This window comes from Streptomyces sp. NPDC043680, assembly GCF_056436685.1.
This window is the reverse complement of the sequence record NZ_JBWKCE010000001.1, coordinates 529,963-554,400: the sequence shown is the minus strand read 5'-3', so window position 1 is coordinate 554,400 and position 24,438 is coordinate 529,963. Positions and strand designations below refer to the sequence as shown.

At 71.7% G+C, this 24,438-nt stretch carries 27 protein-coding genes; 17 read left to right on the top strand and 10 right to left on the bottom strand.

The window, feature by feature from the left end:
• Positions 1-72: 72 nt before the first annotated feature.
• The 5 genes from AC0666_RS02545 to AC0666_RS02525 form a co-directional block, all read right to left on the bottom strand.
• Positions 73-1,284, bottom strand: a complete 1,212-nt coding sequence (locus AC0666_RS02545; RefSeq protein WP_478706944.1) for a pyridoxal phosphate-dependent aminotransferase — start codon at positions 1,282-1,284, stop codon at positions 73-75.
• A 365-nt stretch (positions 1,285-1,649) separates the two neighbouring features.
• Complete coding sequence (locus AC0666_RS02540) at positions 1,650-2,102, bottom strand: nitroreductase family deazaflavin-dependent oxidoreductase (RefSeq protein ID WP_468963065.1); 453 nt, start codon at positions 2,100-2,102, stop codon at positions 1,650-1,652.
• A 162-nt stretch (positions 2,103-2,264) separates the two neighbouring features.
• Complete coding sequence (locus AC0666_RS02535) at positions 2,265-2,456, bottom strand: hypothetical protein (protein WP_361712093.1); 192 nt, start codon at positions 2,454-2,456, stop codon at positions 2,265-2,267.
• 74 nt (positions 2,457-2,530) lie between these two features.
• Entirely contained in the window at positions 2,531-4,102 is a 1,572-nt protein-coding gene (locus tag AC0666_RS02530) for an N-acyl-D-amino-acid deacylase family protein (RefSeq protein WP_478706943.1), read from the bottom strand.
• An 8-nt stretch (positions 4,103-4,110) separates the two neighbouring features.
• Positions 4,111-5,403, bottom strand: a complete 1,293-nt coding sequence (locus tag AC0666_RS02525; RefSeq protein ID WP_478706942.1) for an alanine racemase — start codon at positions 5,401-5,403, stop codon at positions 4,111-4,113.
• A gap of 143 nt (positions 5,404-5,546) precedes the next feature.
• Between AC0666_RS02525 and AC0666_RS02520 the strand changes: the two genes are divergently transcribed.
• Both AC0666_RS02520 and AC0666_RS02515 read left to right on the top strand, forming a co-directional pair.
• Positions 5,547-6,314, top strand: a complete 768-nt coding sequence (locus AC0666_RS02520) for an IclR family transcriptional regulator (RefSeq protein ID WP_478706941.1) — start codon at positions 5,547-5,549, stop codon at positions 6,312-6,314.
• Positions 6,307-6,717 carry a RidA family protein gene (locus tag AC0666_RS02515; protein WP_468582368.1) on the top strand — a complete coding sequence of 137 codons (411 nt, stop codon included), beginning with the start codon at positions 6,307-6,309 and terminating at the stop codon, positions 6,715-6,717. Before AC0666_RS02520 ends, AC0666_RS02515 begins: the two co-directional genes overlap by 8 nt.
• A 55-nt stretch (positions 6,718-6,772) precedes the next feature.
• Here the strand turns inward: AC0666_RS02515 and AC0666_RS02510 are convergent, their stop codons facing one another.
• A complete protein-coding gene (locus tag AC0666_RS02510; RefSeq protein ID WP_468963074.1) occupies positions 6,773-8,110 on the bottom strand; it encodes a M14 family metallopeptidase in 1,338 nt (445 codons plus the stop codon).
• A gap of 138 nt (positions 8,111-8,248) precedes the next feature.
• Entirely contained in the window at positions 8,249-9,940 is a 1,692-nt protein-coding gene (locus AC0666_RS02505) for a chitinase (RefSeq protein WP_478706940.1), read from the bottom strand.
• A 364-nt stretch (positions 9,941-10,304) separates the two neighbouring features.
• On the opposite strand from AC0666_RS02505, the gene AC0666_RS02500 reads away from it, so the two are divergent.
• The 14 genes from AC0666_RS02500 (at position 10,305) to AC0666_RS02435 (ending at position 21,409) form a co-directional block, all read left to right on the top strand.
• The gene (locus AC0666_RS02500) at positions 10,305-11,237 is read left to right on the top strand and encodes a hypothetical protein (RefSeq protein WP_478706939.1); all 933 of its coding nucleotides are present in this window, start codon (positions 10,305-10,307) and stop codon (positions 11,235-11,237) included.
• Positions 11,238-11,283: 46 nt separating this feature from the next.
• A complete protein-coding gene (gene cpaB, locus AC0666_RS02495) occupies positions 11,284-11,985 on the top strand; it encodes a Flp pilus assembly protein CpaB (RefSeq protein WP_468582362.1) in 702 nt (233 codons plus the stop codon).
• A gap of 7 nt (positions 11,986-11,992) precedes the next feature.
• Positions 11,993-13,297, top strand: coding sequence for an AAA family ATPase (locus AC0666_RS02490; RefSeq protein WP_468963080.1), 1,305 nt, complete (start codon positions 11,993-11,995; stop codon positions 13,295-13,297).
• Positions 13,298-13,300: 3 nt separating this feature from the next.
• The gene (locus AC0666_RS02485; RefSeq protein WP_468582358.1) at positions 13,301-13,660 is read left to right on the top strand and encodes a TadE/TadG family type IV pilus assembly protein; all 360 of its coding nucleotides are present in this window, start codon (positions 13,301-13,303) and stop codon (positions 13,658-13,660) included.
• Between the two features lies 1 nt (position 13,661).
• A complete protein-coding gene (locus AC0666_RS02480; RefSeq protein WP_468963082.1) occupies positions 13,662-14,069 on the top strand; it encodes a TadE/TadG family type IV pilus assembly protein in 408 nt (135 codons plus the stop codon).
• Positions 14,066-15,412 (top strand): TadA family conjugal transfer-associated ATPase, encoded by a 1,347-nt coding sequence (locus AC0666_RS02475; RefSeq protein WP_361712081.1) that lies wholly within the window; start codon positions 14,066-14,068, stop codon positions 15,410-15,412. The genes AC0666_RS02480 and AC0666_RS02475 overlap by 4 nt, the downstream gene beginning before the upstream one ends.
• A complete protein-coding gene (locus tag AC0666_RS02470; RefSeq protein ID WP_468963085.1) occupies positions 15,409-16,347 on the top strand; it encodes a type II secretion system F family protein in 939 nt (312 codons plus the stop codon). The genes AC0666_RS02475 and AC0666_RS02470 overlap by 4 nt, the downstream gene beginning before the upstream one ends.
• A gap of 9 nt (positions 16,348-16,356) precedes the next feature.
• On the top strand, positions 16,357-17,250 hold the full coding sequence (locus AC0666_RS02465; protein ID WP_361712079.1) for a DUF5936 domain-containing protein: 894 nt from the start codon (positions 16,357-16,359) through the stop codon (positions 17,248-17,250).
• Positions 17,251-17,253: 3 nt separating this feature from the next.
• Positions 17,254-18,522 carry a sensor histidine kinase gene (locus AC0666_RS02460; protein WP_478706938.1) on the top strand — a complete coding sequence of 423 codons (1,269 nt, stop codon included), beginning with the start codon at positions 17,254-17,256 and terminating at the stop codon, positions 18,520-18,522.
• Positions 18,522-19,205 (top strand): response regulator, encoded by a 684-nt coding sequence (locus AC0666_RS02455; RefSeq protein WP_469154290.1) that lies wholly within the window; start codon positions 18,522-18,524, stop codon positions 19,203-19,205. Before AC0666_RS02460 ends, AC0666_RS02455 begins: the two co-directional genes overlap by 1 nt.
• Positions 19,206-19,315: 110 nt before the next feature.
• Positions 19,316-19,516 (top strand): hypothetical protein, encoded by a 201-nt coding sequence (locus tag AC0666_RS02450; protein WP_471230178.1) that lies wholly within the window; start codon positions 19,316-19,318, stop codon positions 19,514-19,516.
• Positions 19,513-20,151: a pilus assembly protein TadG-related protein gene (locus AC0666_RS02445; RefSeq protein WP_478706937.1), complete on the top strand. Its 639-nt coding sequence runs from the start codon at positions 19,513-19,515 to the stop codon at positions 20,149-20,151. The genes AC0666_RS02450 and AC0666_RS02445 overlap by 4 nt, the downstream gene beginning before the upstream one ends.
• Before the next feature lie 237 nt (positions 20,152-20,388).
• Positions 20,389-20,766: a hypothetical protein gene (locus AC0666_RS02440; protein WP_478706936.1), complete on the top strand. Its 378-nt coding sequence runs from the start codon at positions 20,389-20,391 to the stop codon at positions 20,764-20,766.
• A gap of 4 nt (positions 20,767-20,770) precedes the next feature.
• Positions 20,771-21,409, top strand: coding sequence for an OmpA family protein (locus AC0666_RS02435; protein WP_468582345.1), 639 nt, complete (start codon positions 20,771-20,773; stop codon positions 21,407-21,409).
• On the opposite strand, the gene AC0666_RS02430 is transcribed toward AC0666_RS02435, so the two are convergent.
• Positions 21,406-21,996: a TetR/AcrR family transcriptional regulator gene (locus tag AC0666_RS02430; RefSeq protein WP_478706935.1), complete on the bottom strand. Its 591-nt coding sequence runs from the start codon at positions 21,994-21,996 to the stop codon at positions 21,406-21,408. The genes AC0666_RS02435 and AC0666_RS02430 overlap by 4 nt on opposite strands.
• A gap of 102 nt (positions 21,997-22,098) precedes the next feature.
• On the opposite strand from AC0666_RS02430, the gene AC0666_RS02425 reads away from it, so the two are divergent.
• Entirely contained in the window at positions 22,099-22,524 is a 426-nt protein-coding gene (locus AC0666_RS02425; RefSeq protein WP_478706993.1) for a nuclear transport factor 2 family protein, read from the top strand.
• A gap of 30 nt (positions 22,525-22,554) precedes the next feature.
• Here the strand turns inward: AC0666_RS02425 and AC0666_RS02420 are convergent, their stop codons facing one another.
• Together AC0666_RS02420 and AC0666_RS02415 are read right to left on the bottom strand one after the other, a co-directional pair.
• Positions 22,555-23,586, bottom strand: a complete 1,032-nt coding sequence (locus AC0666_RS02420; RefSeq protein WP_468963097.1) for an SGNH/GDSL hydrolase family protein — start codon at positions 23,584-23,586, stop codon at positions 22,555-22,557.
• Between the two features lie 160 nt (positions 23,587-23,746).
• On the bottom strand, positions 23,747-24,325 hold the full coding sequence (locus AC0666_RS02415; protein ID WP_468582340.1) for a TetR/AcrR family transcriptional regulator: 579 nt from the start codon (positions 24,323-24,325) through the stop codon (positions 23,747-23,749).
• Between the last annotated feature and the right edge of the window lie 113 nt (positions 24,326-24,438).

Below are 24,438 nucleotides of genomic sequence, written 5' to 3'. Positions count from 1 at the left end.
TGGATTGGTTCTAAAGTTGTGCTCGATCCGGCACTGATACGGATCCGGCCGGGTCCGACCGGATCCGACCGGTTACGGCTGGCCGTATCCGTCGAGGAACTTGCCGATCCGGATCACCGCGTCGCCCAGGTCCTTGGCGTTCGGCAGCGTCACGATGCGGAAGTGGTCGGGCTCGGGCCAGTTGAAGCCCGTACCGTGCACGACCATGATCTTCTCGGCCCGGAGCAGGTCGAGGACCATCTGCCGATCGTCCTTGATCTTGTAGACGGTCGGATCGAGCTTCGGGAACAGGTACAGCGCGCCCTTGGGCTTCACGCACGTGATGCCGGGGATCTGCGTCAGCAGGTCGTACGCCGTGTCGCGCTGCTCCAGCAGCCGTCCGCCGGGGAGCACCAGGTCCTCGATCGACTGGCGCCCGCCGAGGGCGGTGGCGACGGCGTGCTGCGAGGGCATGTTGGCGCACAGCCGCATGTTCGCCAGGATCGTCAGGCCCTCGATGTAGGAGGCGGCGTGCTTCTTGGGGCCGCAGACCGCCATCCAGCCGGCCCGGTAGCCGGCGACGCGGTAGTTCTTGGACAGCCCGTTGAAGGTGAGGGTCAGCAGGTCCGGCGCGATCGCGGCGGTGTTCGTGTGCGTGGCACCGTCGTAGAGGATCCGGTCGTAGATCTCGTCCGAGCAGACGATCAGGTTGTGGCGGCGCGCGATGTCCGTGAGCCCGCGCAGCATCGCGTCGTCGTAGACGGCACCGGTCGGGTTGTTCGGGTTGATGATCACGATGGCGCGGGTGCGGTCGGTGACCTTGCGCTCGATGTCGCCGAGGTCGGGCATCCAGTCGGACTGCTCGTCGCAGCGGTAGTGCACGGCGGTGCCGCCCGCGAGGGAGACGGAGGCGGTCCAGAGCGGGTAGTCGGGCGCGGGCACGAGCACTTCGTCGCCGTCGTCCAGCAGGGCCTGCATCGACATCTGGATCAGCTCGGAGACGCCGTTGCCGAGGTAGATGTCCTCGACGTCCAGGTCGATGCCCTTGGTCTGGTAGTGCTGCATGACCGCGCGGCGCGCGGAGAGCAGCCCCTTCGCGTCTCCGTACCCGTGGGCGTTGCTCAGGTTGCGGAGCATGTCCTCAAGGATCTCGGGCGGGCACTCGAAGCCGAAGGCCGCGGGGTTGCCGGTGTTGAGCTTGAGGATGCGATGACCTGCTGCTTCGAGCCGCATGGCCTCTTCGAGGACGGGGCCGCGGATCTCGTAGCAGACATTGGCGAGTTTCGTTGACTGGATCACCTGCATGACGGGAGCTTACGGGCCCGGCGGCGCGCCCGCTGCGGTATTGCGGCCAGGAGTGGAGGAGGGATATGCCCCGTTTCGCGTGATGGGCGGGTGGCGTACGGCCTCCCCCTTGGAAAAAGCGGCCGCACCCCGCTGCGGCCTGCGGAATGGGTGAGCGCGATCCGGGGGAAGCACGGCGGGTGTTGCGCTCGTCACGTGCCTGCTCTGTCAGCGCGCTGCCTCGAAGTGCTGGGAGGGCATGCGGTCGGGCTCGGGGCGTCCGTCCACATGCCCCCGATCGGCTGCGGACTCGCGGGCGGCACTTGGCCGCGGATCGAGCCGCTGATCACCGGGGCGCTGTGTGCGCGGGGCGTGGCGGTGACCGTCTACGACAGGGACTCGATGATCACCAGCGGGAGCTCGCGGGGTGCGGCCGCCGCCTGGTAGTCGTCGAAGAGCGGCCACAGGGCCGTCATCGCCGGCCAGTACGCGTCCCGCTCCACCGGGCACGCCGTGCGCGCCGTGGCCTGGAAGGCGGCCGGGCCGACCTGGAGGCGCACCTCCGGGTGGGCGGTGAGGTTGCGGTACCAGGCCGGGTGGTCCGACGCGCCCCAGCCCGCTGCCACCACCAGGTGGCGGCCGCCGTCCTCCGCGTAGATCAGCGGGGTCCGCACGGTGCGCCCGGTGGCGCGGTGGACGGTGGTGAGCAGGAGCGTCGGGACCCCGTGCCACAGGTGCCCGTCGAGGCCGCCGGTCGTGACGTAGTCGCGTACGTGCTCCCGCTCGCGGACCGGCTTCGGGTCGGCGGGGTGGTCCCAGTCGATGGTGACCGTCTGCATGCTGCCTCCGAGTAACGACCCCCGCCAGGCTTAACGATCCTGCACCCCTCTGGATGCGGTCGCCCCGGCGCACAGTCGGGCCCCGGCCCGGGCGCGCGCTGCCCCGGACCGGGGCCCACCAGCAGCCACCGCGGCGCTGCGGCCCGCCCTGGGGTCGTGTCCCTAGGGCAGGTAGCGCTCGATGACCGTCGGACCCTCCTTCTCGATCAGCCGCCGGGCCTTCTCGACCCGCTCCGGAGTCGGGTCGGCGCCCGTCGCCATGACGAGGTCCTCGGGGTCGTAAGGCCGCTCACCGCCCGTCCACAGCTTCGTGGGACGGTCGGCAGTGGGCTGCTGGTCCGATTCACTTTCCATCGGGTACCTCCTCGAAGTGCCCCCCGGTCCCCCCCATCCTCCGGCGGCGGCCCCAAGAACGCACTTCGGGCCGGTCAGCGCCCCCGGAAGGGCGGGCGGCGGACCGCCCGCCCGGCCAGGACGTCCGTCCTGCGGCCCTCCCGCACCACGAACCGCCCGTCGATCAGGACGTGCGGGATGCCCGTCGGCAGGGCGCGGGGCTCGTCGTACGTAGACCCGGCTGCGACCGTCCGCGGATCGAAGAGGACGAGGTCGGCGCGGTGGCCCGGGCGGACCAGCCCCCGGTCGGGCAGGCGCAGCCGGGCCGCCGGGCGCCCGGCCAGGTGCGCCACGCATTCCTCCAGCGACAGCACGCCCAGCTCGCGCACGTAGTGGCCGAGGTAGTGCGGGAAGGTTCCGTACGCCCTCGGGTGCGGCTTCGCGCCCTGGAGGATGCCGTCGGAACCGCCGGTGTGGACCCGGTGCCGCATGATCGCCCGGACGTTCTCCTCGTGTCCGACGTGCTGCAGGACCGTCGGCCCGAGCCGGTCCCGCAGCAGCAGCCGCCGGGCGGTGTCCCAGTCGGGCAGGCGCGTGCCGACGTACGCGGCGAGCGCCGGATCGGTGACGCCCGAGACCTCGATCGTCGACCAGTCGACGGGCACCCCGTGGCAGCCGTCGGAGCCGGTCACCTCCAGCGCGTGGCGGATCCGCTCCGCCCCGGCGTCGTCGCGCAGCCGGGCGAGCACCGCCTCGGGGCCGCCCTCGCCGGCCCAACTCGGCAGCAGTGCCGCGAGGGTGGTGCAGCCGGGCGTGTACGGATAGCTGTCGAGGGTGATGTCGCAGCCCTCGGCGAGCGCCGCGTCCAGCAGCGCGAGCAGCTCGGGCGCCCGGCCCCGGTTCTCGGCGAAGTTCAGGGTGGCGTGGGCCAGGTGCAGCGCGCAGCCGGCCTCCCGGGCCAGGGCGACCACCTCCGCATAGGCGTCGAGCGCGCGGTGCCCGTACGAGCGGTGGTGCGGGCAGTAGTAGCCGCCGTACGCCGCCACGACGCGGCACAGCGCGGCCAGCTCGGCACCCTGCGCGTACATGCCGGGGGTGTAGGTGAGCCCCGAGGACATCCCGACGGCGCCCTGCGCGAGGCCCTCGGCGACCAGCGTCCGCATCCGGTCGAGCTCCGCCGACGTGGCGGGCCGGTCCTTCCAGCCCAGGACGTACGCGCGGACGGTGCCCTGGGGCACGAGGTAGGCGGCGTTGACGGCGATGCCCGTGCGGTCGAGCCGGTCCAGGTATCCGCCGACGGTGCGCCAGTCGAAGTCCACGTCGTCGCCGGGGCCGTTCCAGCCGGTGATGGCAGCCCGCACCTCGGCCAGGGTGCGCTCGTCCACGGGCGCGTACGAGAGCCCGTCCTGGCCGAGCACCTCCAGGGTCACGCCCTGGGCGGCCTTCGCGCTGTGGTCCGGGTCGCGCAGCAGGGCGAGGTCGCTGTGGGCGTGCATGTCGGTGAAGCCCGGGGCGAGGGCGAGGCCGTACGCGTCCAGGGTCCGCCGCCCCCCGGACCGGATCCGGCCGATCCCGGCGATCCGGCCCTCGTGCACCGCGACGTCGGCGGTGTACGAGGGGCCGCCCGTGCCGTCGACGACCCGGGCCCCCCGGATCACCAGGTCCACGGCGGCGGCTAGAAGAAGGTGCGCACGTAGTCGGTGACCGTGCCGTCGGCCTCCACCACCGGGATCAGCGGCCACTTCTCGAAGATGGTGCACGGGTGGGACATGCCGAGCGCCACCCAGTCCCCGACCCGGACACCGTCCGCGGAGTCGGTCTCCAGCCAGGCGTGCTGGTCGGACAGCTTGACCACGCGGATGCCGGTGGCGGGAAGCTCGGCGCCGGTGAGCGGGTCGCGGACCAGCTCGGCCTCGGGCAGGCCCAGGTCGTAGGCGACGTCGCGCTTGCCGGCGTTGACGAAGGCCTGGGTGGCGGTCGGGCGCGAGACCACCTGGGTCCACAGGCGGAAGGCGGGGCGCAGGCCGCCCTCCTCGGGGACCCGGTTGAAGGGGGTCAGGCGCGTGTACCAGCCGTGGTCGTGGGAGACGTACGCCCCGGAGCGCAGCAGCCGCAGGACGGGCCGGGACAGCTCGGGCAGTTCCCCGAACACGTCGGCGACGGCGTCGAACCAGGAGGAGCCGCCCGCGCTGACGACGATCTCGTCGACGCCGGCGCCGAACCGCCCGGCCTTGTCGAACTCGACGGCCAGCGCGGTGAGCCGGCGCAGGTAGGCGTGGACGCCGTCCGGGTCGGCGTCGGGGACCTCCGCCTCGTACCCGGCGACGCCGACGAGGCGCAGGGTGGTGGTCGCGGCGACGGCGTCGGCGACGGCCCGGCAATCGTCCTCGGTCCGCGCACCGGTGCGGGCGCCCTCGCCGGCGCCCAGTTCGACGACGACGTCCACGCGGCGCCCGGCGGGCCCGGTGTGCTCCCGCAGGGCCCGGTCCATGAGCTCGGCGCCGCGTACGGAGTCGACGTAGCAGACGAACCGGAAGTCCGGGTCGGCGGCGAGCTCGTCGGCGACCCAGCGCAGCGCGACGGGGTCGACGAGCTCGTTCGCCAGGAAGATCCGCTGGATGCCGAAGGCGCGGTAGACCCGGGCCTGGTGGGGGACGGCGGCGGTGATGCCCCAGGCGCCGTGGTCGAGCTGGCGCCGGAACAGCTGGGGCGCCATGCAGGTCTTGCCGTGCGGGGCGAAGGCGAGGGAGTGGCGGGCGGCGTACGCGCCGAGGGCGGTGAGGTTGTGCTCCAGCGCCTCGGCGTCGAGGGTCAGCACGGGGGTGGTGAAACCGCCGGTGTAGAGGTCGCGGCGTTCGGCGGCCAGCTGCCCGACGGTCAGGCGGGCGCGTTCGGCGTCCGGGGGCAGGCCTTTGAAACGGTGGTCGACCGGTTCGTCGGCGAGCCGCCGGACTGCATCGCTGCCCATGCCAGGTCCTCCTTGCGTTGCGTGGTACGCAACGGTCGTTGCAGGTTGTGCCGCTGGCTGTCTAACATCCCGCGTGACGGCGGGTCAACATCGCGCCGCACCGGCCCGGGAGGCCCCCCGAAGGGACGCAGGAGGGACACGGCGTGAGTCAGTCGGTGGAGCGGGCGCTGCGGATCCTCCCCGCACTGGCCGGCGGACCCGCGTCCCTGGGGGACGTCGCCGACGAGCTCGGCGTGCACAAGAGCACGGCCCTGCGGCTGCTGCGCACCCTGGACGCGCACGGTTTCGCCTACCGGCAGGCCGACGGCCGCTACCGGCTGGGGGCCCGGCTCTTCGAGCTGGCCGCCGAGGCCGTGGAGGGCCTCGACGTCCGCGGGATCGCCCACCCGCACCTCGTCGAGCTGGCTCGGGCCACCGGGCACACGGTCCACCTCGCCCTGCACCAGGACGACGAGGTGCTCTACGTCGACAAGGTCGACAGCCGCCGTCCGGTCCGGATGTACTCCCGCATCGGCAGGCCGGTCGCGCTCACCGTCGCCGCCGTGGCCAAGGTCCTGCTCGCCGACCTCCCCGAGGCGGAGCGGGAGGGCCTCGCGGCGCGGATCGAGTACCCCGCGTACACCCCTCGCTCGACCCCCGATGCGGCCGCGTTCCTGCGCGAGCTGGCACTCGTACGGGAGCAGGGTTGGGCCGCCGACCTCGGCGGCCACGAGGAGTCCGTCAACTGTGTGGCCGCGCCCGTGCGCGGTCCCGGCGGGCGGGCCGTGGCCGCGCTGTCGGTCTCCGCCCCCGCGGTGGTCGCCGGCGCCGAGGAGCTGCTCGGACTGCTGCCCCTGGTCCTGCGCACCGCCGACACCGTCAGCCGGGAGTACTCCGGCTCCGCACCCGAAGAAGAGGCCCCGCGTGACTGAGAAGACCGCCGTCCTTCCCGCCACCCACAACCCCCCGCCGGCGCGCTTCTCGCACGGCGTGCGCAAGGGGAACATCCTCCAGGTCGCCGGCCAGGTCGGCTTCCTCCCGCATGTCGAGGGGCAGCCCCCGACCCCGGCCGGCCCGACCCTGCGCGAGCAGACCCTCCAGACCCTGGAGAACGTCCGGGCCGTCCTGGAGGCCGGCGGGGCGGGCTGGGACGACGTCGTGATGATCCGGGTCTACCTCACCGACACCGGCCACTTCGCCGAGATGAACGAGCTCTACGACGCCTACTTCGACGCGCAGGGCCTGAAGCAGGCCCCGGCCGCCCGCACCACCGTGTACGTCGGCCTGCCCGCCGGGCTGCTCGTCGAGATCGACGCGCTGGCCGTGCTGGGATGACCGCAGGGGCGCCCTCCCGGTGGGAGAGCGCCCCTCGTTCACCCGGCCCGGACTCCTAGACGCAGTACTGCGCCTGCTTGCCGATCGAGCGGTACATGCAGTCCGCGTTCTCCAACAGCTGGAGCACCGCGTCCCGGTTGCGCGCCGTCTCGCGGTCGATCACCTCGTCGGGCGGGTAGAAGCCGCCCCCGCCGCCGGTGTCGGACGGGTACATCTCGAAGGTGTAGGCGAAGATCTTCTGGTTGCCCCACAGCCAGTCGTCGATCGTCCCGTCCGTGATGTACAGGTCGCTCGACTGCTCCGGCGTGTAGCCGTTGCTGCGCGCCATGCTCGTGCCGATGGTCTTGTACACGGCGAGGTCGTCGGCGGTCAGGCCCGGAGCCGTGTCGTTGTACGTCCACCCGAACGGCCACAGCACCAGCTCGCTGTACGTGTGGAAGTCGATGGCGGCGGTGATCTGCTGCTTGCCGCCGACCACGCGGCTGCGGACGAAGTCCGCGACCACCTTCACCTCGGGGGCCGACTCGGCGGCCGCGCCCCGGTAGGTCTCGGAGCTCTTGCTGCTGCTGGATCCGCCGCAGCAGCCCCACTTGTAGTTCCAGTTCCGGTTCTGGTCGGTGCCGACGTACGAGGAGCCGGAATTGGGCTGCCGGTTCTTGCGCCACGAGCGGTACGAGCCGGTGGCGATGTCGTACTCGCCGCCGTCCGGGTTGACGTCCGGCACGATCCAGATCTCGCGCGCGTTGACCATGTTGGTGACCCGCGCGTCGGTGCCGTACTTGGAGCCGAACTCCTTGAGCAGGTAGAGCGCCATCTCGACGGTCAGGTGCTCCCGGGCGTGCTGGTGGTGCGTGAAGAGCACCTCGGGCTCGTTCTCGTCGGTGGCGACGTTGTCGCTGATCTTGATCGCGATGATGTCCCGGCCCTGGTACGACTTCCCGATCACCTTCTTGCTCATGATCGAGGGGTACTGGGCGATGCGCTGGTCGATCTCGGCGTTCGCCTCGGCGTAGTTGTGGTAGAGCGAGTCCTTGGACGGGAAGTCCATCGGGCTCGCCGCCACGCCGCGCTCGGAGCGGTCCGGCGGCCCGGGCAGGGCGACCAACGTGTAGCCGAGCGCCCGCAGGGTCTTGGCCTGGAGCGGGTCGGCGCTGACGACGACCGAGCGGGCGTCGACCTCGTCGATCGAGACGCCCGTGCGGAGCAGGGCCGTGCGCTCGGCGGCGGTGGACGGGCCCTGGATCTCGTACTGGGCGATCGCCTCGTCCTGGGTGGCGGTGGACGGTGTGGGCGGTGGGGCCGCCGTCGCGCTCATGCCGTAGGCGGGTGCGCCGAGCGCGAGAGCGAGCAGGGCCGCCGTGACGGCGGCCCTGTGTCGGGTGTGGAGCCGCATGCGTTCTCCTGGGTGGGAGTGTGGGGGTAGCCGTGCGGACGCGCACAGCGTGCTCTTGTGGCATGTTCGGGTCAAGACCCGCCGTGCACTTATCAGACACGCGGCCGGTCTGCCGTACGGCCACCCCACAGGTACCGCCTAGGGGAGGCCGTGGACCTTCGGACCCACCGCGTTGGACCAAGCACCACCCGCCTTGGCGTCCCAGTTGGTCGACCAGGTCATCGCCCCGCGCAGCCCCGGGTAGGTCTTCGAGGGCTTGAAGGAACCGCAGTTCGTGCCCCGGGCCAGGCAGTCCAGCGCGTTGTTGACGACGGTCGGCGAGACGTACCCGCTGCCCGCGCCGCTCGGCGAGGCCGGGACGCCGATGCCCACCTGCGAGGGGTCGAGGCCGCCCTCCAGCTGGATGCAGGCCAGCGCGGTGAGGAAGTCGACCGAGCCCTGGGAGTAGACCTTGCCGTCGCAGCCGTTCATCGAGCCGCTGTTGTAGTACTGCATGTTGACGACGGTGAGGATGTCCTTGATGTTCAGCGCCGTCTTGAAGTAGCCGCCCGCCGTCGACTGCATGTCGATGGTCTGCGGGGCCATCGTGATGACCAGGGAGGGCCCCGCCTTCGCGGACAGCGCGCGCAGCGCCTGCGTCATGTAGGTGGGGTTGAGGCCGTTCTCCAGGTCGATGTCGATCCCGCTGAAGCCGTACTCCTGCATCAGCGCGTACGCCGAGTTCGCCAGGTTGGCCGCGGAGGCCGAGTCGTTCACCGAGATGGTGCCCTTCTCGCCGCCGACGGAGAGGATCACCGAGGCGCCGGCCGCCTTCTTCGCGGCGATGTCGGCTTTGAACTGCGCCACCGTGTAGCCGCCCAGGCCCGCCGAGTCGAGGGTGAAGGAGATGGCCCCGGGCGTGGCGGTGGCGTCGGCGAAGGAGACGGCGATGATGTCGTACTGGGACGGGACGTCGGAGATCTTCTGGACCGTCGCGCCGTTGTTGAAGTTCTGCCAGTAGCCCGTCAGGGCGTGCTTGGGCACCGACGGGTTCGGGTGGGGGCTTCCGCCACCGGTCGTGGTGCCGGTCACCGCCGACGACTTGGGGCCCTCGCCCGCCGCGTTGTACGCGCTCACCTGGAAGGAGTACGAGGTGGCGGCGGCGAGCCCGGTGATCTGGGCGGGGGAGGCGGAGACCGTCCGGACGCGGACGCCGTCCTGGTACACGTGATAACCGGTGGCCCCGCCGACCGCGTTCCACGAAAGCGTGAGCCCGTCGGCGCTCTGGCCGGAAACGGCGGGCTGCGCCGGGGCGCCGGGGACGGACGGGCCGGGGTCGGTGCCGCCGCCGTCCGGGCCGAAGACGCTGAACTCGTCGGCGAAGTAAGCGGGCTGGCCGTACCAGCCGTGCGTCCAGACGGTGACCTTCGTGGTGCCGGGGCCGGTGGTGAAGGTGGTGGAGAGCTTCTGCCAGCCGCCGCCCGAGCCGGGGGTCCAGGTGGACACGTCCTGGGTGCCGGTCCCGGTCGCGCCGAGGTACACGTACGAGCCCTGGACCTGCGCGCTCAGCGTGTACGTGGAGTTCGGCTTGACGGTGACGGTCTGGCTGCACAGCGCGTTGTCCTGGCCCGCCGGGGTGGCCTTGAGCGCGCCGGAACCGGTGTGGACGGGCGAGGGGACGGCGGCGCCGCTGCCCGAGGTGCAGGTCCAGTCGGCGAGGCCGGACTCGAAGCCTCCGTTGCGGGCGACGTTGACGTCGGCGGCCTGGGCGGTGCCGGTGGCGAGGGCGGTCAGGCCTCCGGCGGTGAGGGCGGCCGCGCCGATGAGGGCGAGGGAGCGTATGCGGTTCACGTGGGCTCCGTGGGGGGAGGAAGGAATGCGAAGGGGGTGGTGCAACGGGGGTGTTGAGGAGCATGTGGGGGATCCCCGCAGATCGGTGCGCCCCAAGTTGGTCCAGACCAATCCGCGTGTCAAGGTTCTTTGCAATGTGGCTTGAAGTGATCGGGGCCCCGGTCCCGGTTGCCCGGGTTTCCGGCCACCTGTGACAGGGGGTCGGCAGGCGGGAATCACCAAGGGCCTGACCTGCCCCGGACGACGCGGATATGGTGCTGGGGCACGGGGGATGTGCGTCGATCGTTTGCGGTCGCGCAGGGTGCGCGCGTACGGGACGGGCGCACCGACACATGTGGCGTACGGGGTGAACAGGGGGATTCGCGTGCCGACCGCCATTGCCGTCACCAGCACCGATCTGGTGCTGCCGGCCCCTGACCGGCACACGCCGCCGGCCGTCGTGCTGCGCCCGCCGGGGCAGCTCGACCTGGAGGGTGCGCTCGCCGAGACCAACGCCCTGCTGGAGCGCCACGGCCACCTCGTGGCCGTCGTCCCGGACTGGCTGCCGCCCGCCGCGGTCCGCCGGCTGCACACGGTGCGGGCCATCCTCGAAACCGACCGGATCGCCCTCGTCGACACCGCCCTGCCCCCGCTCGCCACCGCCCTGCTGGTACGTCAGCTGCGCCAGCTCAGCGTGTGCGACTTCAGCCCCGGTGTCGTGGCCTCCGCCGCCCGGCTGCTGTCCCACTACATCCACGCGGGGGCCCTGCTGGGCTCGGTGGCCCGGCTGGACCGGGTCGCGGTGAGCCTCAAGGCCCACGCGAGGTCCTGGTCGCCGAGCGCGCAGTTCGCCGTCCTCGCCCACCCGGCCCCGCACCTGCTCAAGCTGGGCGGCTCCGGCTCGGGGACCCACCGCAGCGGCGGACTGCCCCCCGGCCCCGACTTCGCCACCCACCTCACCTTCGCCCGCGGTCAGCTCGCCTCCGACTGGGTGACGGCCGAGCTCGCCCCCGCCTGGCGGGTCCAGGGCGTGATGGAGAACCCGCTGCCGGCCGACTCGGCCGCCTGGTGGGCCACCCCCAAGCTCGTCGAGTTCGCCGCGGCCATCCCGGACCTGTCCGTGCTCTACCAACTGGTGGCATCCGTACGCCGCGAGGAGTGCCGATGGTGCGGCTTCGAGCTGATCGGCGACCGCTGCGGCTTCTGCGCCGCACCCCTCGCCGCGCCCCCGCCCGCCGCGCCCGCGAGCGCTTCCGGTGCTTCCGGCGCTTCCGGTGCCGGCAGCCCTTCCAGGCCTTCCAGCTCTTCCAGATCGTGACTCCGACCGGCCCGAACGAACGAAGAACGGCGAGGTAGTACGGCTCATGAACTCACGCCAGCGCCGCGGCGTCATCCTGCTGCTCCTGTCGGCCCTGTGCGCCCTCGCGGCGTTCGGCGGGGTTCTCGTGGTGATCGGCGACGTCAATTCCAAGGTCGGCTCCGAGGTCGTCGCGTACCGCGCCAAGGCCGACATCGCGCCGTACAGCCCCCTGGCGGCCGGCCAGTTCGAGGAGGTCGCCATCCCCAAGCGCTGGTTGTCCGCGACCGCCGTCACCGACCTCGGCCAGGTCAAGGACAAGATCGCCCTCACCACCCTGAGGAAGGGCTCACTGCTCCAGGCGGACATGTTCGTCGACAAACCGCAGCTCCAGCCCGGGGAGCAGGAGATCGCCATCATGATCGATGCCGCCACGGGTGTGGCCGGCAAGATCTATTCCGGAGCCAAGGTCAACATCATCGCCACGTTCAAGGGCGCCAAGGACACCGAGCCCTCCCGTTCGGTGATCATCGTGGCCAACGCCCGCGTCCTGAACGTCGGCAAGCTCACCCCCCTGGACCGGGACAGCGACAAGAAGGGCCCCGCCGAGGCCGTCCCGATCACCTTCGCCCTCAACACCAAGGACACCCAGCGCGTCGCGTACGCCGAGTCCTTCGCGGAGCACGTCCGCCTGGCCCTGGTGGCCCCCGGCACCGACTCCGCGCCCGGCGCAGCCGACCGCACGTACACCCTCGACGGGGACAAGTGAGGCCCGGATGACCACGCGAATCCTCCCCGCGGCCGGCGACCCCGACGCCGCCCGCGCCCTCTCCACCCTCCTTGGTCGGCTCCCGGGCGCCGAACCGGCCGCCCCGGTCCCCGACTCCGCCTCCCTGCTGGACACCCTGGCCCGGCTGGCCGCCGACTCCATCGACGAACTGCCCGAGGTCGTCCTCCTCCACGAGCGGATCGGCCCGGTACCGGCACTCGACCTCGTCCGCGAGGTCGCCCTGCGCTTCCCGGCGGTGGGCGTGGTCCTGGTGTCCTCCGACGCCGGCCCGGCGCTCTTCTCCGCCGCCATGGACGCGGGCGCGCGCGGTCTGGTGGGACTGCCGCTCGCCTACGAGGAGCTCGCCGCCCGCGTCCAGTCCGCCGCCCAGTGGTCCGTGGGCGTACGCCGCCACCTGGGCCGGGGGCCCGAGCCGTTCACCGGCCCCGGCGGGCGGGTGGTCACGGTCACCGGAGCCAAGGGCGGCGTGGGCACCACCTTCACGGCGGTGCAGTTCGCGCTGGCCGCCACCGCCGCCGGGCGGCGTACCGCGCTGGTCGACATGGACCTCCAGGCGGGCGACGTCGGCTCGTACCTGGACGTGCAGTTCCGGCGCTCCATCGCCGACCTCGCCGGCATCCAGGACATCTCGCCGCGCGTCCTGCAGGACGCGGTCTACGACGACCGCACCGGCCTGGCCCTGCTGCTGGCCCCGGCCGACGGCGAACGCGGCGAGGAGGTCGACGACCGGGCCGCCCGGCACGTCCTCACCGCCCTGCGCAGCCGCTACGAACTCGTCGTCGTCGACTGCGGAACGCAGGTGACCGGCGCGAACGCCGCCGCCGTCGAGATGGCGGACGTGGCCGTCCTGGTCACCACCCCCGACGTGGTCGCCGTACGGGCGGCCAAGCGGATGGTCCGGATGTGGGAGCGGCTCCAGGTGCGCAAGGCCGAGGACACCGCGATGGTCGTCAACCGCTGGAGCAAGCACACCGAGATCCAGCCGCCCCTGATCGCGAAGATCACCAAGACCCGGCCGACGCGCACCCCCGTCCCGGCGGCCTTCAAGGAACTCCAGGCCGTCGTCGACGCGGGCCGGGTGCAGGACCTCGACAACCGCTCCACCGTGAAGCAGGCCCTGTGGGCGGTGGCGGGCGAACTGGGCCTGCTGGCGGCCTCGGACGCCGACACCGCAGCCAACGGAGCCTCCGGCGCGGCCCTGGCCGTACGGGCCTCCGGACCGGTGGCCCGGCTGCGGGCCGGCGACCGGGGCGCCCTCGGGCCCTGGCTGCGCCGCGGCCGGGAGGGCTGAGCGATGCCCGGCGCCCGCGGGGACCGCGGCCAGGTGGCCGTCGAGTTCGTCGGCACGGTCCCGCTGATCCTGCTGCTCGTGGCGGCGGTGTGGGAGTGCGTGCTGATCGGGTACGCGTTCTCGCTGGCGGGGAACGCGGCGGACGAGGCGGCGCGGGCGGGCGCCGTGCACGGGGGCGGGGCGTGCACGGCCGCGGCCGGCCGGCACATCAGCGGCGCCTGGGCCATGGAGGCGTCCTGCACGGAATCGGGCGACCTCGTCAAGGCCACCGTCACGCTGCACCTCCCGGTGCTCCACCCGGGGCTGAGCATCGGCGTCCCGATCACGGGCGAGGCCGCCGCGGCCAAGGAGAGGGAGAACTGAGATGCCTCATCGGCTCGTCCCGGGCCCCGGCCGGACTCCCGGCGTCGTCCCCGGCGCGCGCGACCGCGGCCAGGTGGCCCTGGAGTACATCGGGTTCATCCCCATCCTGCTGTTCGTGGCGCTGTGCGGGATCCAGCTCGGCTGGGTCGCGTACGTCCACGAGCAGGCGGACACCGCCGCCCGTACCGCGGCGCGCGTGGAGGCCCGCACCGGCCGCGGCGGCGAAGCCGCCGGGCAAGCGGCCGTCAAGGGGGGCCTGCATCCGGACGTGGTCGTGTCCAAGTCGGACGACGCGGTCACCGCCACCGTGACCATCACCGTCAAGTCCATCGTCCCCGGGCTCGCCCTGGACCCGGCGAAGGCCACGGCCGTCATGCCGAACGACGACCCGGAGGTGACCGGCCCATGAGCCTGCGCGCCCGCGTCAACACCCCCGACGACCGCCACGGTCCGCGCGAGGACGGCCGACTGGTCTCCTCGTACCGCGCGAAGCTGCTGGAGGAGATCGACCTCGCCGAGATGTCCGCGCTCGCGCCCGCCGAGCGCCGGGCGCGGCTGGAGCGCGTCCTCGGGCACATCATCAGCCGCGAGGGCCCGGTCCTGTCCACCGTCGAACGGGCCCAGCTGATCCGCCGGGTCGTGGACGAGGCGCTCGGCCTCGGCGTGCTCGAACCGCTCCTCGAAGACCCCTCGATCTCCGAGATCATGGTCAACGGCCCGGACCAGATCTTCGTGGAGCGCGCCGGCCGTGTCGAGCAGCTCCCGCTGCGCTTCGCCTCGCACGAACAGCTGATGCAGACCATCGAGCGCATCGTCTCCACCGTCAACCGCCGCGTGGACGAAGCCAACCCCATGGTCGACGCCCGCCTCCCCAGCGGCGAACGCGTCAACGTGATCATCCCGCCGCTCTCGCTGACCGGGGCCACGCTCACAATCCGCCGCTTCCCGCGCGCGTTCACCCTCCACGAGCTGATCGCCCTCGGCTCGCTCGACGAGCAGATGCTGCTGCTGCTGTCGGGGCTGGTCCAGGCGAAGATGAACGTGATCGTCTCCGGGGCCACCGGCACGGGCAAGACCACCCTCCTCAACGCCCTGTCCGGCCTGATCCCCGAGGGCGAGCGGATCATCACCATCGAGGACTCGGCCGAGCTCCAGCTCCAGCAGGCCCACGTCATCCGCCTCGAATCCCGCCCGGCCAACGTGGAGGGCAAGGGCCGGATCACCATCCGCGACCTGGTCCGCAACTCCCTGCGCATGCGCCCGGACCGCATCATCGTCGGCGAGGTCCGCGGCGGTGAGACCCTCGACATGCTCCAGGCGATGTCGACCGGCCACGACGGCTCCCTGGCCACCGTCCACGCCAACAGCGCCGAGGACGCCCTGATGCGCCTGCAGACTCTGGCGTCGATGTCCGAGGTGGAAGTGCCCTTCGAGGCGCTCCAGGACCAGATCAACAGCGCCGTGAACGTGGTCGTCCAGCTCACCCGCTTCGGCGACGGCTCCCGCCGCATCACGGAGATGGCGATCCTCGACTCGCACGGCCGCGAACCCTTCCGGCTCACCACCGTGTGCCGCTTCGCGGCCCAGCCGATGGCCGCCGACGGCCGCGTCCACGGCCGCTTCGAATACCACCCGCTGCCGCGCCGGATCGCGGACCGCCTCTACATGAACAACCAGCCGATCCCGCAGGCCTTCGGGGTCGCCCTGTCGGACGACGCACTCGCCACCCGCATCACCCGGACCGTCCTGTGAACCCACTCATCCTCCTCACCCTCGGCGCCACCCTGCTGGCCTGCGTGCTCGTCGTCGCAGGCGTCCACGCGTACGCCGCCGGCCGGGCCCAGCGCGCCGCCCTCGTCGAACGCCTCTCCCAGGAGGGCGCGCCCCCGCCGGCCGGCCGCCGACGCCGCTTCACGGGCGTGGACCGCCGACTGCGCCGGACCGCGCTGGGCCGCCGGATCGAGCTGAAGCTCGCGGTGACGGGCCTCGACCTGACCCCGGGCGAGTTCTTCGTCTACATGCTGGCCTCCGTGGCCGGGACCTGGCTGATCGCGGCGAGCTTCCTGGCGCCCTTCTTCGGCCCGGTGGCCGGGCTGATCGGCCTGTGGGCCGCCAACGCCTTCCTCAACTGGCAGCGGGCCCGGCGTACCGAGCGCTTCATCAACCAGCTCCCCGAGCTCGCCCGGATCCTCGCCAACGCCACCCAGGCCGGCCTGGCCCTGCGCACGGCCATCGCCATGGCGGCGGAGGAACTGGAGGCCCCCGCGGGCGAGGAGCTCTCCCGGGTCGCCGACCGCCTGGCCGTCGGGCACTCGATCGAGGAGTCGCTGGGCGAGATCGCCGAGCGGCTCCCCTCGCGCGAGCTGGTCGTCCTGGTCTCCACCCTGGTCCTGTCAGCACGGGCCGGCGGAGCGCTCGTGGGCAGTCTGCGCAATCTGACGGTGACGCTGGAGCAGCGCAAGGAGACCCGGCGCGAGATCCGTACCCAGCTCTCCCAGGTGACCGTGACCGCCTACCTGGTGCCGGCGATCGGGCTCGGATCGCTGCTGCTGGTCAACCTGATGATGCCGGGCGCGCTGGACCGGATGACCGGCGCGTTCATCGGCCAGACGGCCGTGCTCGTCGCGCTCGGCCTCTTCACGCTGGGCTTCGTCCTCATCCGCCGCCTGTCGAAGATCGATGTGTGAGGGCCGGTCATGACTGCTCTGCTGCTGGCGCTCGCGGCCGCGGTGTCGATCCTCGGCGTCTTCCACGGCGTCCGCCTCTACCGCGCCGACGTGAAACTCCCCTCCGACCTGGCCCTCGCCCTGGAGGTCGGCGCCACCCGCACGACGGCGGTCGGCTCCGCCGTCGACCGGATGGGCATCCGGTGGGCGCCGCTGGTGCTGCGCCTGATGGGCCCGAACCGGGTGGCGCGCAAACGCCGCCAGATCGACATGGCGGGCAACCCGGCCGGCCTGACCATCGACCGCTACGCGGCCCGCCGTGCGGTCTACGGCTTCCTGGGCGCCCTCGGCGCCTTCGCGATGCTGATCAACGGCCGGCTCGTACCGGCGCTGCTGATGGTGGCCTTCGGCCTGTTCTGGATCGAGGTCGGCCTGTGGTCGGCGATCCGGGTCCGCCGCGACCACATCGAGCGGACGCTGCCCGACTTCCTCGACGTGCTGGCGGTGGTGGTGAGCGCGGGGCTCGGCTTCCGGCAGGCGCTGGAGCGGGTGGCCGGCAAGTACGAGGGCCCGTGGTCTGACGAGATCCGCATCACGCTCCAGCAGATGGACATGGGCGTCAGCCGCCGCCAGGCCTTCGACGAGCTGCGGCGGCGCAACGACTCCGAGCAGGTGGCCCAGTTCGTCACCGCGCTCCAGCAGGGCGAGGAGCTGGGCTCCCCGATCGTGGAGACGCTGATCGCCATTGCGGAGGACATGCGCCGTACGGACGCCCAGAACGCGCGGCGGCGGGCGGCCCGGGCCGTGCCGAAAGCCACCTTCGCGGTCACCATGTTCATGCTGCCGGGGACGCTGATCCTGCTGGTGTGCGGGTTCGTGTACGGCGCGAACGTCGACTTCGGCGCGATGCTCGGAGGCGGATGAGCCATGGCGGTACTGGACATCGCGGCCGGGGCGCTCGGCCGGCACCGGTCGCAGACGGCGACGGCCGCGGGGGCGGGGGCCGGGGGAGCGGGGGCCGGGGGAGCGGCGGAGGCTCCGGCTCCGGCCCTCCAGGCGGGGGCGCTCCAGGCGCTGAGCCGCCAGGTCTTCGCCTTCCGGATGGTGATGATCGGCCTGGGGGCGCCACTGGCCCTGGGGCGCACGGCCCCCGGTGGCCCGACGTACCTCGTCGGCGGCGCGATCCTGCTCACCTTCATGCTCTCGTACGTCCTGTTCCGCGACTGGGAGCGGTTCGGGCCGCTGCTGCTGCGCCACCGGTGGCTGCTGGCGGCCGACATGGCGTTCAACGCCCTGCTCCTGGCCACGGCGACCCCCGAGTCCCCGCTCGGCTTCGTCTCCCTGTGCACCCCGCTGCTGGCCGGACTGGTCTACGGCTGGCGGGGCTCGGCGGTCTACGCGGCCCTGCAGGCGGCCCTGGTGGCGGCGTCGGGCGGTGCCCTGTCCCTGGCCGGCCTCTGCCTCCTGGCGGGCGCGGCCGGTTCCTGCCTGCGGGACCTGCTGTTCCGCTTCGGGGCGGCGAGCCGGGCCCTCACCGAGACACGGGCCCGCCTGGCGGTGGCCGAGGCGGTCCGGGCCGAACGGGACCACCTGGCCCGCGAGATGCACGACTCGGTGGCGAAGACCCTGCACGGCCTGGCGCTGGCCGCGGACGCCCTCGCGCGCACCACGGACCCTGAGGCCGTCCGCCGCCAGGCGGCACTCCTGGCGGGCGCGGCCCGCCTCGCGGTCGCGGAGTCCCGGGAGCTCCTGACCGACCTGCGGCGCGATGCGGACGCGCCGGGCGTCTCCCTGCTGGACGAGCTGCGTGGGATGACCGCCCGCGGTGTGGAACTGCGCACGAGCGGAACCCTGCCGCCGGTCCCGGCCGCGGTGGCCCGCCACCTCCTGGCGGTGGCCTCGGAGGCCCTGGAGAACGCCCGCCGCCACGCCGGAGCCTCGGCCGTGACGGTCACGGCCGGGGTGGAGGGGGGCCACCTCGCGCTCACCGTCGAGGACGACGGCCGCGGCCTGCCGGACACCGCCCCCGACCTCGCGGCCCTGCACCGCGCCGGCCGCTTCGGCCTGGTCGGCATGGCGGAGCGCGCGGCGGCCCTCGGGGCCCGCCTGCGCATCGGCCCCCGCCCGGCCGGCCCCGGCACCGAAGTGCGTCTGGAGCTCCCGCTCGCGGCCCTGACCGGGGAGGAGACCCCGTGATGCCGCTCCGCGTCCTGATCGCCGACGACAACCCGGTCGTCCGCGCCGGCCTCACGGCCCTCCTGGCCACCGCCGGTACCGTCGAGGTCGTCGCCCAGGCGGCGGACGGCCGCGAGGCCCTCAGCCTGACCAGGCACCACGCCCCCGACGTGATCCTGCTGGACGTCCGCATGCCCGGCGTCGACGGCATCTCGGCCCTGCCGCACCTGGTCCAGCTGGCGCCGGTGCTGATGCTGACGTACAGCCAGGAGGCGCAGATCGTCCGCGAAGCCCTGCTCCTGGGCGCGGGCGGCTACCTGGTCCACGGCGAATTCACGGCCGACGACCTGCTGCGAGCGGTCCACGACGTCCGCGAGGGCCGTGCCCACTTCACCCCGACGGCGGCCACGGCCCTCCTCGCGGAACTCCGCACCTCTTCGCAACCGCAACGAACTGTGGCACAGTCTTCTGAGCGGCTGCACAACTTGGCGCTGTTCGGGCTGAGTTCGCGGGAGGTGGAGATCATGGATCTGATCGCGTCCGGGATGAGCAACCAGCAGATCGCGGCGGCGTGCTTCATCAGCGAGAAGACGGTCAAGAACCACATCAACCGCATCTTCGCGAAGCTCCAGAGCACCACCCGCAGCGAGGCCATAGCCCGCTGGCTGGGAACCGCCCGTCCAGGAGTGACCGGCCATGGGTAGACGGAGTGCGCAGTGGGTCCGTAATTGGGCCCCGGGACCCTTGGTGATGACTCGTCACTCGCCGTACGGTCCGCGAACCAGCACCGTCACCGGCCCGGGAGGAAACCCCCATGCTGCAGAACACCCTGGCAAGGCTGCGGAACCGCCACACCCCCCGCCGCACGGGGGACCGGGGCCAGACGGCCTTCGAGTACCTCGGCATCATCCTGGTGGTGGTGGTCATCATCGGCGCCATCGTCGGCACGGGCATCGGCCAATCCATCACCAACAAGATCAAGGACCAAATCACGGCCATCACTGCCGGCAAGTGATTCGGTGCCGCCCGGGCGACCAAGGGCAGGCCTTCCCGATCTACGTCGTGGCGGTGGCCGCTCTACTGTTCGCCGCGCTGGCGTTCTTCGTCGTCGGCATGGCGGGCACCACCCGAAGCAACTCGCAAGGGGCTGCGGATGCAGCGGCATTGGCAGGTGCTCGGGAAGTCAGGGACAACGCCTTTCTAGGCCTCGACCTGCTCCACCTCACTCCTTCCGACTGGACGCGGATCGTCAATGGCGACCTTCTCAGTGCGCATGGGGCCTGCGGGAAGGCTGAGGAGTTCGCTGCCTTGAACGATGCCGTGGCGGAATGTGAAGTGGCCATACCCGTTGTCACCGTCGCGGTGACAACCAATGGAACCGTCGGGCAGTCGGTTGTGCCCGGTAGTGAGGGAATGCACGGCAGGGCCACTGCCAAGGCCAGGATTGACCCGCGGTGTTCCCTGACCTCGGCCCCAAATCTGGCCCCGCCCACCCCGACGCCTAGTGCAACGCCGAGCCCGACACCGTCACCGCAAGCGGGGCGGGTTGCCTTCCTGTGCGACGGGGGCTCCCTCACTTTGGATCCATCTGATCCGGGCCCGCTGCCCCAGTTGGCGAGGACACTCTTCGCCGTACGGCTGATCGACTGAGATCGAACGAGAGACAAGGAAGCTGCGTACATGAGCATTCGGCACACGGTGAGGGTCCATGGGGGAGTGGCTGTTGTAGCGACAGCAGTCTTGGCCCTTACTCTCGTCGGATGTAGTGGCGGGGACGATCCGAAGGGTGCGCCAAGCTTGTCCACCCCCAAGACGTCGGCAGATAAGCCCCAAGGGTCCCCTTCTGGCGGCCAGCAAAGCTCCGCGCCGCCCGTTGTCATCGCTACGGTGAACGGTGAGGAGGGCATCGTTCTAGAGGTGAACGAAGCCAAGCGTGATGCGGGCGGGTTTCTTACCGTGTCGGGTCAGCTCAAGAACCCGGGTGCCAAGGACTTCAATCACACGACGGCCTGGCGTGGAAACGAGCTCACCGGTAGTGGTGAATCGGTTGCTGGGGCCACCTTGGTGGACAAGGCCGGGAAGAAGCGCTACTACGTGCTCCGTGACATCGACGGACGGTGTCTCTGCACTACCGGCGTGAACACGATCGGAGCGGGCAAATCAATGCCGTTCTTTGCTCAGTTCCCCGCACCGCCCGCCTCCACCAGCGAGGTGGAATTCAGTCTGCCGACCTTCGCCACGGCGACCGTCAAAATCTCCGGGTGACCCCATGACACAACGCCACCGCACCACCGCTGCGACGGTAGTCGTCGGGCTCGTCATCGCCGGGGGGCACTTCCTCGGCGCGGGCAGCGCGTACGCCGACGACGTCAAGCCGTCCGTGCCGCCCGGCACCGAGCCCTCGGCCGCGGCGCCCGTGCCCATCGACTCCAATGCGCCCGGGCTGAAGATCCCCCAGGGTGGGACCCTGGCACCCATCAAGGTGCTGGACATCGCCGAGGTCGTCGAAGACCTCGGCGGGGAGCAGCGGCGGCAGGAGACCAACCAGACGGTCATGATGGCGCTGCAGTCCGAGGTGCTGTTCCCCGAGAACAGCGCGGTCTTCAACGCGCAGGCCGCCGCACGGATACAGGCCATCGCCAACGAGATCAACGCCCAGAAGGCCACCCGCATCCGGGTCTTCGGGTTCACGGACGACCAGGGCAGCTACGAGCACGGCAAGGAGCTCTCCAAGCAGCGCGCCGACGCCGTGCAAGCCGAGCTGGCCAAGACCGTGACCAACCCCGGTGTCATCTACGACGTCCGGGGTTACAGCGAGGACTACCCGATCGCCGACAACAGCACCGAGGAAGGCCGCAAGAAGAACCGCCGCGTCGAGATCACCTTCCCCCGCAGCGTCGGCAACTAGGCCCCGGCTCCGGTTTCCGCCCCGCCGCCCGCCCTGGCTCCCGCCCCCGCCCCGGCCGCCGTCAGGGCGGACGCCGCGGCGCGGGCCCGGTGGGCCGGTTCGGGGCCGGGGGTGAGGGCGGCCACCGCCGTCGCGCCCTCGACCAGGATCAGCAACTGGTCCGCCAGATCGGGCCGGTCGGGGCCGGCCAGGTCGGCCAGCAGGGTCCGCAGCTCCGCCTTGTGGCGGCGTACGACGTCCAGGACGCCGGCGGGGCCGGTGCCCATCTCCCCGTAGGCGTTCAGGAACGCGCAGCCCCGGAAGTCCGGCTCCGCGAACCACCCCGCCAGCCAGTCGAAGACGGCTCCGACCGGGTCGGCCGCGCCCGCCGCCACCGCCTCGCGCAGGCTGTTCATCCAGCGCCGGTCGCGCCGGTCCAGGTAAGCCGCGACCAGCGTCTCCTTGGCGGGGAAGAGCTTGTAGAGCCGTTTGAGCGGGACGCCCGACTCCGTGCGGATGCGGTCCATGCCGACGGCCTGGATGCCCGCTGCGTAGAACAGCGCCTCCGCCGTGTCCAGCAGCCGGGTGCGGGCCTCTTCGTCGTCCATGCGGGGAGCGTAGCCCAGAACCGCTTGCGCAGAGAACGCTCGTTCTCTACGGTTTGAGAACGAGCGTTCTCTTTGCCGAGCTTCGAGAGGTACCGCATGGCCGTGCCCGTACGCCCGCCCCTGCCCCCCTTCACCGAGGAGTCCGCCACCGCGAAGGTTCAGGCGGCCGAGGACGCCTGGAACTCCCGCGACCCCGAGCGCGTGGCCCTCGCGTACACCGAGGACTCTGTGTGGCGCAACCGCGACCGCTTCCTCACCGGCCGCGCCGAGATCCGGGAGTTCCTCGCGGAGAAGTGGGAGCGCGAGCGCGACTACCGCCTGCGCAAGGAACTCTGGGCGTACACCGGCAACCGCATCTCCGTCCGCTTCGAGTACGAGTGGCACGACGCCGCCGGGCAGTGGTGGCGCAGCCATGGCAACGAACAGTGGGAATTCGACGACAACGGTCTGATGCGCCGCCGCGAGGCCAGCATCAACGACGTCCCCATCGCGGAATCCGAGCGCCGCCTCCACCGCCCCATCTCGTGAGGCCTGTTCGTCGTGAGGCCTCTTCGTCCCTCAGGCTCTCGTCGCTCCCAGGCCGACCAGAGCACGGGTGACCAGGTCTGCCTGGTGGGTGGTGCCCCGGAGGTTCGGGTGGAGCACGGTGCAGGCCTCGCCGGATGAAGGGATCGCCCGGCAGAGGACGGACGGCTCGTCGCTCTGGCTTCCCGGGCCCGTCAGCTCGTCCTTGATGCCGTACATCCAGCGCTGCTCAGCGCTCGCACACACCCCGTGCCCGGCGCTGGAGGTGTACGTGTCCACATAGGCCGCGCCCGCCTTGTGGGCCTGCTCGCGCAGGACGGTGTTCACCCGCCGCTCCGTGCTGTCCAGCCACGGGAGATCGCCCTTGGTGGCGGTGCCGAACTGCTGCCACGCGCCCCAGCGGCAGCCGGCGCTGTCATCGACGAGGGCCGGATACCCGACCAGCGCGACCCTGGCTCGCGGCGCGCGGGCCCGGATGGCCTGCATGAGGGTCGCCAAGTCGGCCTCCAGCGAGGCGAACCGGCCGTTCAGGGCGGCGGCCCCCGCCCCCGTGGTGTAGTGCGAGGTGCACGGCTTGCCCATGCCGAAGGCGGCGACGCCCTGCGCGACGCACTGCTCCACGATCTCCTTGAAGCCGACCGAGTTGCCCCCGATGCCGACCGTGACCAGGTCGGTGGCGGCCGAAAGCGCGTTGATCTGGGCCGGTTTGACGGGCCAACCGCCGGGTGGCGGCACCGAGGGCGGCCCGGTCATGTCGGTCTGCCGCTCCAGCAGGCCCGCTCTGACCTCGGCGGCGGAGCAGGTCACGTCGGTGAGGCGCACCCGCAGCTGCCGTGCGGCCTGCTGTGGGTAGCTCAGGGCGGAGCGCCCGCAGCCGTCGTCCGTCGCCCAGGGCCGGACGAAGGCGCCCGCGCTGTACGAGTCGCCCATGGCGACCCAGTTGAGAGCCTTGGGCGGGGAAGCGGCCGCCGCGGGGCTCGATGCAGCCGTGGTGGAAGTGGCGACGGAGAGGGTGGCGAGTGTGGTCGCGGCGGCGAGCGCCAGCCGGGTACGGGTGGTGAACATGGCGGTGTCCTCTGGCTCGGGCGCCCGAGGCTCGTCCCCCCACCGGCGCGTTTCACCAAAAGTAACCGGCGTCCTCACCGAGAGTAATCGCTCGATCGGGTGATCCCGACCCTCGCCCACAGTACGAACGGGCCCGTCCTCGGCCGCAGTCCGCCCCGCGTCACCGCTCGTGGTGCGCCCGCGTGATGAGGTCGGTGGCGACCTCCAGCGCCGCCAGCCGGGTCTCCTCCGGGTCGCCCTCCACGTGCTGGAGGAACATCATCCCTGCGTGCAGCGTGAACAGGGCGCTGACGCAGCGCACCTGGTCCACCGTCGGGGCGCCCTCCGTGCGCAGCAAATCGACCAAGGTGAAGAGCCGGCGCTTGACCGTCTCGCCGATGGTCAGCTCCCGCATCGTCGCCTGGTTCTCCTGCATGAAGCGGTACAGCGGGGCGCCCGCCACCATCGCCTCGCTGTAGCGCCGCAGCACCTCGCGCTTCGTCTCCAGCGTCCGCGGCTGCTCCTTCGCCCACTCGATCAGCTCGTCGATGGGGCGCGTCAGGTCTTCGAAGACGCTGATGATGATGTCTTCCTTGGTCTTGAAGTGGTAGTACAGCGCCGCCTTCGTGACCTCCAGCCGCTCCGCGATCTCCCTCAGCGAGGTCTTCTCGTACCCCTGCTCGGCGAAGAGCTCCAGTGCGACGTCCTGGATGCGCTGACGCGTGTTGCCACGACGCGCCTGCGGACTGCTGCTGGACATGGCTCTCCCAATTACTTACTTGACGCCCGGCTAGTGACGGGTCTACCTTCCCCAGTGTAGTGAACTAGCCGGGCGGCAAGTAAGTGCCCGGGAGCGGGTGCGACGGGGAGTGG